An 11323-nucleotide genomic window follows, 5' to 3' on the forward strand; every position below is an offset into this window, starting at 1 on the left:
GTCGCCGAGACCGCTCGGTCAGAGCCGGGCCCAGACGTCCATACTTCGTTCGCAGTACATCAACCGTAGGACCCATGGCCTGAATACTACACGCGAGAGCTCCGCAAACAAAGCATTTATTCTTTTACAAACTCTAACGGCAACCTCGGCGGCCGAACCTCGATCGCTCGATGAGAGAATGTCGCTAGGACAACAGAACGATCACGCGGCGGTGGATGCCGTCGCGGTGAACGCATACGCGGGAGATCGCGAGAGGACGGAGACCATGTCGGAAGCACGCTTTTCACATCGATCCACACGGGCCGCGCTTGCCCTCGGCCTGATCCTGGCGGCGGCGCCGCTGGCCGCGCAGACGGCCGGGCAGCCCGCATCGACCGCCGCTCCTACGGCTTCGGTGGCGGCCGGGCAGCAGACGATCACCTTCGAGGACGCAATCCGCATCGCCTTGCAGCGGAACAGCTCGGTGCTGCTGGCGAAGAACGCCACCGCGCTGGACGCGGCCGACGTGCGGCAGCAGAAGAACCAGTACCTGCCGGACTTCCGCGCCAGCACCTCCACGGCCGAGAACGTGGGCCGCAGCTTCAACACGAGCGACGGCGCCGTGGTGGACCAGGCGTCGCAGTCGGTGAGCGCGGGCGTCTCGTCCAGCATCACCGTGTTCGACGCGTCGCGCGGCTCGGCGCTGCGTGGGGCGCGGCTGGAGCAGCAGGCCGGCACGGCCGACCTGGCGCGGACGCGGCAGACGGTGGTGTTCACCGTCGCGTCGGACTTCCTGGGGCTGGTGAACCAGCAGGAGCAGCTTCGCGTGCAGGAGCAGAACCTGGCCGCCGAAGAAGAGCAGCTCCGCCAGATCCAGGCGTTCGTGAACGCCGGCGTCCGCCCAGTGGCGGACCTGTACAGCCAGCAGGCCGCCGTCGCCAACGCGCGCGCCTCGCTGGTGGACGCGCGCCGCAACGTGGAGGTCGCCAAGGTCGACCTGATGCAGACGCTGCAGCTGGACCCGCGCGTGACCTACGCCTTCCAGGCGCCCGCGGTGGACGAGCAGGGCGCGGCGGCGCGCAGCTTCAGCCTGGACAGCTTGATGAGCCGCGCGCTGGGCGAGCGCGCGGACCTGGCGGCTGCGCAGGCGCGCGTGGGCGCTGCCGAGCAGGGCATCAAGGAGGCGCAGGGCGGGCGGCTGCCCACCGTGTCGGTCTCCGCCGGATACAACACCGCGTACAACAGCGCGTCGGACCCGGCGTTCCTGGACCAGCTCAATCAGCGCCGCGGCGGCTCGGTGAGCGTGGGCGTTTCGATCCCGATCTTCGACCGCGGCAACACCAAGGTGGCCGAGCAGCGCGCACAGCTCCAGGCGGACAACGCGCGCATCCAGCTCGACACGCAGAAGCAGCAGGTCGCGTTGGACATCCGCCGTGCGTATCTGGACTTTGCGGCTGCGCAGGAGCGGCTGCGCGCCTCGCAGGCGCAGCAGAGCGCGGCCACGCAGGCGCTCACCGCGGTGCAGGAGCGCTACCAGGTGGGCAAGGCCACCCTGGTGGAGGTGACGCAGGCGCGCACCTCGCTGCTCCAGGCCAGCAGCGCCCTCGTGAGCGCCCGCTACAACCTGGTGTTCCAGCAGGCGCTGATGACGTACTACACCGGCGAGCTGGACCCCGCGAACGTGACGCTGGGGTAAGCGGCGGGTGACGACCGGCGATAAACCGAGGGGCGGACTCATGCGAGTCCGCCCCTCGTGTGTATGCGTCGGAGGCGCCCCCTCCCGCTCGCTTAGGCTCGCATCCTCCCCCGCAAGCGGGAGAGGGTTGTTGTTTCCGCTAAGCTTGTGCTTCCAAATCGGTTGGATGATGCGGCAGCAGCCCGCACAGCGGGCTTCGCGCCGTTGTAGCCCCGCGGGTTTACCCGCCAGGGCGACGCCGCGGCCTCAATGCTTCGAGCCGCCTCGATCGTCATCCGATCTGCTTGGCGCGGCGTCACCTGCTCTGCGACGCGGCGCCTACGCGGCACTCACATCACCACGTCCGCACCATCGTCCCGCCTCCGCATCTCCCGAAGCACCTCTCCCGCGCGTCGTCCCGCCACCGCGGTCGCTTCGCCGTCGATGACGAACTGCGCGGGTTGATTCGCATCTTCCGACTCGACGAGCCGGAGCCGGTCGCCCTCGCGCGTTTCGGCTGGCAAACGGATGCGGGGCACGTTCAGTGAGAACGTGCCCCGCATCACCACGGCCAGGTCACCCTCGAACCGGTCGACGTACCACAGGTCCGGAGATGCGGGCGCGTCCGGCATCTTGAGGCTCAGACGAGCGCGGCGACTCCGGCGCCGGCGAGGAAGCGCTCGGCCATCTGCACGTACTCGGCGGAGCCGATGTAGAGCGGGGTGCGCTGGTGCAGCTCGTGGGGCTGGATCTCCATGATGCGGCCCTCGCCGGTGCTGGCGGCGCCGCCCGCGTGCTCCGCGATCATGGCGAGCGGGGCGGCCTCGTACAGCAGGCGCAGCTTGCCCTTGGGGCTCTTGGTGTCGGCCGGGTACATAAACATGCCGCCGTACAGCAGGTTCCGGTGGAAGTCGGCGACGAGCGACCCGATGTAGCGCGCGGCGAACGGCTTGTCGTTCTCGCCGTCGGCGCCCTTGAGGTGGTCCACCAGGCGCCGCTGCTCCTCGCTCCAGCGCGCGTAGTTGCCCTCGTTCACCGAGTAGATGCGCTGCCCACCCCCGCGCGGGATGCGCATGTGCGGGTGCGAGAGCAGGAACTCACCGATGGAAGGGTCCAGCGTGAAGCCGTGCACGCCGTTGCCGGTGGTGTACACGAGCATCGTAGACGAGCCGTAGACGATGTAGCCCGCCGCCACCTGCTTGGTGCCGGGCTGGAGGCAGTCGTCCAGGCAGCCGCGCGGGTGGTCCGAGATCTTGCGGTGCACCGAGAAGATCGTGCCCACGCTCACGTTGGCGTCGATGTTCGACGAGCCGTCGAGCGGGTCGAAGAGCACGCAGTAGTTGCCGGTGGGGAACTTGTCGGGGATGGGGATGAAGTCGTCGTTCTCCTCCGACGCCATGGCGCAGAGGTGCCCGGTGTGGTCGAGCGCCTTGAAGATCACCTCGTTGGCGTACTCGTCCAGCTTCTTCACCTCCTCGCCCTGCACGTTCACGTCGCCCGTCATCCCCAGCACGTCGGCCAGGCCGGCGCGCCGCACCTCGTACGCGATCATCTTGGCCGCCAGCGCCAGGTCGTACAGGATGCTGCTGAACGCGCCCGTGGCCTCCGGGAACTGGCGCTCGGCCTCGATGATGTGGCGCTCGATGGTGACCACGGATCGGCTGCTCACTCTGACCTCTCGGAACGGGATGGTTGGGGCGCGGCGCCGCTCTCGGCCCGGCGCGCCTCTACTTCGTAACGGTTCTCCCAATACCCGCGCCGCAGCGACTCCAGCGCGTACTTCACCGGGAACAGCCGGTCCTCGCCCCACTGCCGCACGTGCGTCAGCTCGTGCACGACCAGCTCGGTGGACACGGGGACGGTGGGATGGACCACGATGGTGCGGCCCAGCGTAACCGCCGCGGCCGGCCCGCCCATCTTCCCCATCACCCCGCCGATGGCGGGGACCAGCGCGCCGCGGCGGAAGACCACGCCCGGAGGCAGCGCATCCGCCGGCAATCCTTCCGGCGGCGGGACGACGGGGCCGAGCACGCGGTCGAGTACGCGGCCCAGCAGCCTCATCCGCCCTCACGCGTGTAGCCGTGCGTGCCGTCGCCGGGAACGCGGACGGTGACGGTGCCGCCGCGGTCCGTGCGCGCGACCGCAATGCCGCGGCGTGCGTAGCGGTCCAGGATCACGCGGTCGGGGTGGCCGTAGCGGTTCCGCAGCCCCGCGGAGATCACCGCCAGGTCGGGCCGCACCGCGTCCAGCAGCTCTTCGGACGACGAGGTGGAGCTACCGTGGTGACCGGACTTGAGCACCTGCGAGCGCAGCCCGGCGCCGTAGCGGCGCACCATCTCGTGCTCGGCCGGCGCCTCGGCATCGCCGGTGAGCAGCGCGGTGAAGCTCCCGTAACGGAGGTGTATCACGGCGCTAATCTCGTTCGCATCCGTGGCAACGTCAAGCGTTTCGGCGGCGGGCCACACGAAGTCGAGCCGCACACCGTCCACGGTGAGGGTGCGCCCCTGGCGCGCGGCGGTCCACACCACGCCGCGCTCCTGTGCCGTCTCCAGCGTCTCCAGGTACAGCGGGCTGCCCACCGCCAGGCCCGGCTCGATGAGCCGCCCCACCGGCAGCGCGCGCATCACCGCCGGCGCACCGCCGATGTGGTCCGCGTGCGGATGCGTGAGGACGATGGCCTCCAGACGCTCTACTCCACGGGCGCGCAGAAACGGAAGCACGCGCTTCTCGCCCGCGTCCATGCGCTCGTCGCGCGGCCCCGCATCGACCAGGATCCACCTGCCGGCCGGCGTGCGCAGGGCGATGGCGTCCCCCTGGCCCACGTCGATGAAGTCCAGCTCCAGCCCGTCGTCCGCGCCCGCGGCGAAGACCGGGAACGCGAGGAACGCCGAGCACGCGGCGGAGAGCGCGACCGCCCACCTTACGCGGGGCCGCAAGGCCCCTGCCAGGTCGAGTGACAGCAGGCACACGAGCGCCACCGCTGCCCAGAGCGGCCACTGCGGCGGGCTCACCTCAGCGTGGCCCCACGGCACCGCGGCGGCCAAATCCACGACGCGGTTCAGCAGGTCCAGCGCCATGCCGGTGCCGTCCGCCAGCAGGCGTGCGAGCGGCGGGCACACGGGCTCCACCAGCGCCGCGGCGCCCACGCCCACGAGCGCGAGGCTGGTGAGGGGGATGGCGGGCAGGTTCGCGAGGATCGAGATCGGGGCGACCTGCCCGAACTGCGATGCGACGACCGGGGCCGTCGCCAGGAACGCGGCGACGCTCACCACGAGCGATTCCACCAGCGGGCGGCGGACCTTCCCCTTTCGCCACGACTTCGGGATCTGCGCGAGCATGGCGCCGCGCAGGAGGAGGATGCCGAGCACGCCGGCGAAGCTGAGCTGGAACCCGGCATCGAGCGCCGCCATCGGGTCCGCGGCGAGGATGACGAGGGCGGCGGCGCACACCATCGGCAGCTTGGCGGCCGGGCGCTGGAGAAGGACGCTCAGCAGCGCCAGCGCGACCATGATCCCGGATCGCACGGCGGACGCGGGCGCGCCGATCACCGCCAGGTAGACCGCGACCAGGCTTATGGTGAGCCACACGCCCGCCCGCCGCGGCACCCGCGCGACGCGCCCCAGCACCAGCAGGACCGCCGCGATCAGCGCCACGTGCCCGCCGGAGATGGCGAGCAGGTGCACCAGCCCGGACTGCGCGAAGCGCTGCTTCAGTCCCGCGTCCAGCGTCTCGCGGCGGCCGAGCAGCAGCGCGTCGGCCAGCGGCCCGTTGCGTCCGAAGAGCTGGTGCAGCTCCGCCTCCACCGCTCCCCGCATCACCAGCAGCGGGTGGCGGACGAGCGACGGCGGCTCGCGTACGCGGACCTCGCGCGCGAAGATCAGCCCTGCATAGGCCGGGTCGCGCGGCCAGGCGCTGGGCACGACCGGCGCCTGCATCTTCGCCCACTCTCCGCGAATCTCCAGCATGGTTCCCGCGCGCATCGCCCGTGTGCCGCGCGGGAGGCTCACGCGCAGCTCGCCCTCGCAACGCGCCACGGGGCCGCGGCGCGTCCGCACGTCCTCCACGCGCACGGGAAGCGTCGGCACCTTGCCGCCGGGCCCGCGCGTGGGCAGCAGGTCGGCCGCGAGGGCGCCACGGAGCGTCAGCTTGGCACCGTCCGCCAGCGTCGCGCGGCAGTCCGCCGCCGCATCCGCCCGCGATTGCGCCCCCATGCCCGCCCCCGCGAGCACCAGCGAGGCCAGGAGGAACTTGTGGATGGCGTTCGCCTCCAGCTTCCTCCCGAGCATGCCTGGCGCCGCGGCCATCGCGATGAGACCGGCGCCGGCGAAGATCGCGAAGACGACCGGCGGACCGCCGAAACGTAGACCCGGCAGCACGCCGCAGAGGAACGCGAGGAACGCCGCGACGAGCGGAAGTGTGAGCGCGTCCATCGCGTGAAATGGGAGAGGATCAGATGGGGAGGAGCGGGACGGCGGAGAGGATAGCGCAAATGGACGGAGAGCACAACCCTTTCGGGCCGCAGGGTAGGTTCCGCGGAATGCGGATGCAACGCAGAACCGCCCCGGCGGACGAATCCACCGGGGCGGCTCACCTGAAACTTCGGGCCTGCTTCCGTCTACTTGCGGAACACGCCGGCGGCGAGCAGCAGGCTGATCACGAGGCAGGGCACGGAGAAGCCGACCAGGAAATCCCGGACGTTCACCGCCGATCCGCCGAACATCCCCATCCGCGTCACCAGCCAGCCGGACCCGATCGCAAGCAGGCCGATGACCAGCAGCGTCCTCGATCCGGCGGACATCGCGGTGCGTTGCATAAGGTCGTCTCCTCTCGTCATGCGTTCGTGTCGTTCCAACGCTACTGGTAGCGCGGCTTGTAGAGCGCCGCGTCGATGGCGGCCCAGATGTGGATGATCCATCCCAGCGTGCCCAGGCTGATGACCCACAGGATCACGCCGGCGATGACCATGAAGATCGCCTTGCCGACGCGGCCCTGGATGAGCTGCCCGAGGCCGGGAAGGAAGAAGCTCGCCAGCGCGGCGATCACGTTTTCGGCAGAGGCGGGTCCGGGCATGATCTCTCTCCATTTGCGAAGGGTCGGAACGGTTTCTTCGCGCACTACGAGCCGTCCGCGAAAAAGTGTCAGCGCCGTACGACACTCCGCATCTTCCCTCCAGAACGCGACGAGGGAGCCCGCCGTCGGCTCCCTCGTTCTCCTTCGTGCTGCGCCGTGCGATGCGTCAGGCGCAGTCGCAGGTCATCTCGCCGTGCAGCGTGCAGCCGATGGCCTCGGTCGGCAAGCACGCCCACACGCAGCTCTGCTCGGCACGGGTGCACACCGCTCCCCCCGTTGCGGCGGCCGCGGCCGCAGGGGTGAAGCTCACCGGCATTGCCGGCTCGAAAGTGCTGACTTCCAGCGCGTTGACGTCGAGCTTCATCAGTCTCATGGCTCCTCCAGATGGTGGGGGTGAGTACGAGATGCGAGCGCCCAAGCGGAGCAGGCCGGATCACGTACCTGGAGAGAATCACATCTGCCGAAGTCCATCATCCCACCGACAGATTGCGCCATCTCAATCAACCAGGCAATCAGGCGTACCTAACATCTCCGCGAAATGAGAGCATTCGCACGCAACAAAAGAGCCTTTCGGCGGCGGCGGCGCAACCCCGGACCAGAAAGCCTCCATCGATGGATGCGCGAAGGGGCGGCTCCTCGCGAAACCGCCCCTTCGTCTGCCGATGCGGAGCCCTCCGACCGATGCCAGCTCAGGCGACGGCACCCACCGCGGCTTCCAGCATCTCGCCCGCGAAGGTCGCGCCGGAGGTGCCGGTGATGCGTACCTCGGTGAAGGTGCCGATCATCTCCGCGGGCCCTTCGAAGGTCACCACCTTGTTGCCTTCCGTACGGCCCTGGAGCCCGCCGCGGCGGCCTTCCTTCTCCACCAGCACCTCGACGATGCGGCCGACCTCGGATGCGTTGATCTCCATCTGGATCTCGCGGTGCAGCAAGATCAAGCCCTCCAGGCGCGCCTGGCCCACCTCGTCGGGCACGAACTGGTCGGCGGGCAGGCGGGTGGCCGGGGTGCCGTCGCGCAGCGAGTACTTGTAGAGGTACGCGTCGTCGTAGCGCACGGCGCGCATCAGGTCGAGCGTCGCCTGGTACTCCTCTTCCGTCTCGCCGGGGAAGCCCACGATCACGTCGGTGGAGAGGGCGATGCCGGGGATGGCGTCGCGCACCCACGCGATCTTCTCCATGTACTCCTCCACCGTGTACCGGCGAAGCATCCGCTTGAGTGTGCGATTGCTGCCGGACTGCACGGGAAGGTGGAGCTGCTTGCAGACGGTGGGCTCCGTCGCCATCACCTCCACCAGCTCGCGGGTGAAGTCGTTGGGATGCGGCGACGTGAAGCGCACACGGCGGATGCCCGGCACGCGCGCCACCTCGCGCAGCAGGCGCGGGAAGTTCCAGTCGCCGTGCTCGTACGAGTTCACGGTCTGGCCCAGCAGCGTCACCTCGGGCACGCCCTCGTCAGCCAGGCGTCGCACCTCGGCCAGGATCTGCTGCGGGTCGCGGTTCTTCTCGTCGCCGCGCACGTACGGGACGATGCAGTACGTGCAGCGGTAGTTGCAGCCGCGCTGGACCGGCACCCACGCGGAGACGCCGGACGTGCGGCGCGCCTCCACGCCCTCGTAGTTCTCGTGCGGATCGAAGCCCAGCACCGTCAGCCCTTTGGATGCTGGCGTCGTGCCGAAGCCCACGACCGGCAGCGCGCGTGACGGCGCGGCGGCGGACGGGCGGAGCTGCGCAAGCTTCTCCGGCAGTTGGCGGTACGAGTCGGCGCCCATCACCAGATCAACGCCGCCTGCCTGCGTGAGCAGCTTCTCGCCCAGGCGCTGCGCCATGCAGCCCGTGACGCCGATCACCACGTCCGGCCGCTGCTGCTTGAACTGCTGGAGCTGCCCCACGCGGCCGATCACGCGCTGCTCGGCGTGGTCGCGGATGGCGCAGGTGTTCACCAGGATCACGTCGGCGTCGTCGGGCGTGTCGGTCGCGACGTAGCCCTGCTCGGCGAGGATGCCGTGCATGAGCTCGCTGTCGCTGACGTTCATCTGGCAGCCGTACGTCTCGATGAAAGCTTTCTTCTGCGCCATGAGGTCCATCAAGGGGAGATGATGCCGAAGCAGCGCCGGCCGCGGCACGTGCGCGCGAGGCAAGCGGTTCGGTACACCGCTGCGCCGCCGCGGTTCGCACGAGGCGGATGATCGGACTGCCAGCTTGCGACTAAACCGACGGAGTGGCTGGCGTTCGTCTCTCTCCTTTTTTCTTACGTTCGGGGTTCTTCCTGGAGAGAGGCACTGGCGACGTCACACGCATCGCACCCGCACGGCTCGCGAGGTCGTTCAGGAAAGTGCTTAGCTCCAGACCGAAGGCAGCCGCGAACTTCTCGGCAGCCTCGACCCGCAGACGCGAGATGCCTTCTTCCAGCCTCCTAACTTGTCGTTCGCTCAATCCGGGGATGTCAGCCTGCCGGAGTCCGCGTTCAGCCCGGAGCAAGCGCAACGCAGCACCGGTATGATCCTGCTGGTTCCGAGCCATCGCGACGTCCGCCAGGTGAGATGGATCCGCTTGTTGGAGAATCTGTGAGACGCCCAGATGGATGTCGCTATCCGGCCAGTGAAGGAAGGAGCCGTCCACGTCGATTACGAAACCCGCTTGCTCGTCAGCGGAAAGGGCGGATACACCCGGAACACGGTGTAACGGGAAGATGCGAACCGTGAGATCACCGCAAACGAGGTAGAGTGACCGGTCCCAAACGTAAGCGTCGACGATGCCCAGGAAGGGTTCTTTCCTGGCCAGTGAGACGAGCATCCGGCGAACGGCCCCCTCATCGGACGTAAGGTGCGCTCGCTGGTCTGGCTTACGAAGCTCCAATTCCGAGACCACTCGGAAGAGAAGCGCCTCGGGTACATCGTTTACGATCAGATACCGGGTTGTTCGCCCCTTGCTCCCCCTCGGCAGACCGAACCTTCCGGCGAGCACTTCTGACGCGGATACGACGACCCCCGTGTGTGGGGACGGATTCGCCTCGTGCAACCGGGAAAACTCGCGTCCGAGTTTACGTAGCTGATTCGGGATACCCGGCGAGTCCAGAACCTTGGACGAGAAATGATATGAGTCCACGCTTCCCCTCCCACTCATGGATCGACCACCTCTACCTTCACTTCCCACTCCTTGTACAGCGCCTGCCGGTTTTCAGCGACCAACGCAAGAAAATCCTTCAGCTTTCGCTTCGGGATCCTACTCACCTGCCACAGCACATCGTAGTAAGGAGGATCTTCTCCAAAGAAGATTCTCACCTCCCACTCACCGGGTGACTTGGCGTGGAAATGAGGCTCACGATGATCCTGTGACCAGAACCAGCATTGCCATCCAGCCCACTCGACACTGTCGACCCTACCCACAACGCCCCTCACCGCAAAAGAGGCACACGGAGACGAGCTCAACCCTTCGGTGGATGAGGATCATGCCCGTAGCTGCTCTTCTCGCGGATTCGGCCATCGGTGCCATGGATGACCAGCTCGCTACCTTGATTGCGTGCAATCTCTCGCGCACGAGCGATCGCATCGTTCTGGCTTCGTAATCTTACTGTGTCTCTGCTGTTACCCTCACCCCGTACGGCCCATTCCCCGCCTCTGGGGACGACGTGCTGATTCTTGCTCATTGGAGCCTCGTGGAACTTGAACTCAGAAGACAACACCGGACACGTATTGGACGATACCCGAAAACCGATGTCCGGTCAACGGCGGCCGTGCAGTCGGTGTCCATGGTCGTTCGTCGCTTGCATTCTCCCCGCACCCCACCATCTCATCACGGCACCCTATGCGTCGGAGTCCGAAAGCTCGATCCAGGTGGGGACGTGGTCGCTCGTCTTCTCCCAGCCGCGGACGGCGTGGTCGGTGCCCGCGGCGACGAGGCGGGGAGCGACCGAGGGGCTCAGGAGCAGATGGTCGATGCGGAGCCCGGCGTTGCGGCCGTACGCGTTCCGGAAGTAATCGTAGAACGTGTAGATCCGCTCGTCCGGATGCAGCGTGCGGAGCGCGTCCGTCCATCCCTGCGCGACGAGGCGGTGGAACGCGTCGCGGACCTCGGGGCGGAAGAGCGCGTCGTCAACCCAGCGCTCCGGCTTGTACACGTCCAGCTCGGTCGGCATCACGTTGTAGTCGCCGGCGAGGACGACGGGAGCGCCGCTCGCGAGCAGCCCCGCAGCGTGCGCCGCCAGCCGGGCGAACCAGCCGAGCTTGTAATCGAACTTCGGGCCGGGCGCGGGGTTGCCGTTCGGCAGGTAGAGGCAGCCGACGTGGATGCCTCCCACTCTCGCCTCGATAAAGCGGCTCTGCACGTCTTCCGGATCACCTGGCAGGCCGCGGCCCACCTCCTCCGGCTCGGCGCCGCGGGCGAGGATGGCGACGCCGTTCCAGCTCTTCTGCCCGTGCCACACCGCGCCGTAGCCCGCGTCGCGGATGGCGGCTTCGGGAAACTTCTCCTGCGGCGCCTTCAGCTCCTGAAGGCAGACGACGTCGGGCGCATACTCGTCCAGCCAGCGCAGGAGCACGGGGAGACGGCCGTTGACGCCGTTCACGTTATACGTGGCGATCTTCATCAGTCGCAGTCGTT

12 protein-coding genes are annotated in these 11323 nt (G+C 68.2%); 1 reads left to right on the forward strand and 11 read right to left on the reverse strand.

The window, feature by feature from the left end; translation table 11 throughout:
- The first annotated feature begins 265 nt into the window (after positions 1–265).
- A complete protein-coding gene (locus VFE05_22575) occupies positions 266–1675 on the forward strand; it encodes a TolC family protein (protein HET6232879.1) in 1410 nt (469 codons plus the stop codon).
- Positions 1676–2004: 329 nt separating this feature from the next.
- Here the strand turns inward: VFE05_22575 and VFE05_22580 are convergent, their stop codons facing one another.
- The 11 genes from VFE05_22580 to xth all read right to left on the reverse strand — a co-directional run.
- Positions 2005–2286 carry a DUF3006 domain-containing protein gene (locus VFE05_22580; GenBank protein ID HET6232880.1) on the reverse strand — a complete coding sequence of 94 codons (282 nt, stop codon included), beginning with the start codon at positions 2284–2286 and terminating at the stop codon, positions 2005–2007.
- Between the two features lie 8 nt (positions 2287–2294).
- Positions 2295–3323 carry a class 1 fructose-bisphosphatase gene (gene fbp / locus VFE05_22585; protein HET6232881.1) on the reverse strand — a complete coding sequence of 343 codons (1029 nt, stop codon included), beginning with the start codon at positions 3321–3323 and terminating at the stop codon, positions 2295–2297.
- Positions 3320–3715, reverse strand: coding sequence for a DUF4157 domain-containing protein (locus VFE05_22590; protein HET6232882.1), 396 nt, complete (start codon positions 3713–3715; stop codon positions 3320–3322). Before VFE05_22590 ends, fbp begins: the two co-directional genes overlap by 4 nt.
- Positions 3712–6084, reverse strand: coding sequence for a DNA internalization-related competence protein ComEC/Rec2 (locus tag VFE05_22595; GenBank protein HET6232883.1), 2373 nt, complete (start codon positions 6082–6084; stop codon positions 3712–3714). The genes VFE05_22590 and VFE05_22595 overlap by 4 nt, the downstream gene beginning before the upstream one ends.
- Before the next feature lie 185 nt (positions 6085–6269).
- The gene (locus tag VFE05_22600) at positions 6270–6467 is read right to left on the reverse strand and encodes a hypothetical protein (GenBank protein ID HET6232884.1); all 198 of its coding nucleotides are present in this window, start codon (positions 6465–6467) and stop codon (positions 6270–6272) included.
- A 41-nt stretch (positions 6468–6508) separates the two neighbouring features.
- A complete protein-coding gene (locus tag VFE05_22605) occupies positions 6509–6724 on the reverse strand; it encodes a hypothetical protein (protein HET6232885.1) in 216 nt (71 codons plus the stop codon).
- Positions 6725–6890: 166 nt separating this feature from the next.
- Entirely contained in the window at positions 6891–7088 is a 198-nt protein-coding gene (locus VFE05_22610; protein ID HET6232886.1) for a hypothetical protein, read from the reverse strand.
- A gap of 325 nt (positions 7089–7413) precedes the next feature.
- Positions 7414–8799 (reverse strand): tRNA (N6-isopentenyl adenosine(37)-C2)-methylthiotransferase MiaB, encoded by a 1386-nt coding sequence (gene miaB / locus VFE05_22615; protein HET6232887.1) that lies wholly within the window; start codon positions 8797–8799, stop codon positions 7414–7416.
- A 130-nt stretch (positions 8800–8929) separates the two neighbouring features.
- The gene (locus VFE05_22620) at positions 8930–9829 is read right to left on the reverse strand and encodes a helix-turn-helix domain-containing protein (GenBank protein HET6232888.1); all 900 of its coding nucleotides are present in this window, start codon (positions 9827–9829) and stop codon (positions 8930–8932) included.
- A 14-nt stretch (positions 9830–9843) separates the two neighbouring features.
- Positions 9844–10122, reverse strand: a complete 279-nt coding sequence (locus tag VFE05_22625; protein HET6232889.1) for a DUF4160 domain-containing protein — start codon at positions 10120–10122, stop codon at positions 9844–9846.
- Between the two features lie 404 nt (positions 10123–10526).
- Positions 10527–11323: exodeoxyribonuclease III (gene xth, locus VFE05_22630; GenBank protein ID HET6232890.1), on the reverse strand; the 797-nt coding region annotated here is incomplete at its 5' end.

The organism is Longimicrobiaceae bacterium, from assembly GCA_035696245.1.
Taxonomy (GTDB): Bacteria; Gemmatimonadota; Gemmatimonadetes; order Longimicrobiales; family Longimicrobiaceae; genus DASRQW01.

Excerpts from the sequence above, each read along its gene's own strand:
- miaB (HET6232887.1), bottom strand. The coding sequence starts at position 8,799 with ATGGCGCAGAAGAAAGCTTTCATCGAGACGTACGGCTGCCAGATGAAC.
- VFE05_22595 (HET6232883.1), bottom strand. The coding sequence starts at position 6,084 with ATGGACGCGCTCACACTTCCGCTCGTCGCGGCGTTCCTCGCGTTCCTC.
- VFE05_22605 (HET6232885.1), bottom strand. The coding sequence starts at position 6,724 with ATGCCCGGACCCGCCTCTGCCGAAAACGTGATCGCCGCGCTGGCGAGC.
- VFE05_22590 (HET6232882.1), bottom strand. The coding sequence starts at position 3,715 with ATGAGGCTGCTGGGCCGCGTACTCGACCGCGTGCTCGGCCCCGTCGTC.
- VFE05_22610 (HET6232886.1), bottom strand. The coding sequence starts at position 7,088 with ATGAAGCTCGACGTCAACGCGCTGGAAGTCAGCACTTTCGAGCCGGCA.
- VFE05_22600 (HET6232884.1), bottom strand. The coding sequence starts at position 6,467 with ATGCAACGCACCGCGATGTCCGCCGGATCGAGGACGCTGCTGGTCATC.
- VFE05_22580 (HET6232880.1), bottom strand. The coding sequence starts at position 2,286 with ATGCCGGACGCGCCCGCATCTCCGGACCTGTGGTACGTCGACCGGTTC.
- VFE05_22575 (HET6232879.1), top strand. The coding sequence starts at position 266 with ATGTCGGAAGCACGCTTTTCACATCGATCCACACGGGCCGCGCTTGCC.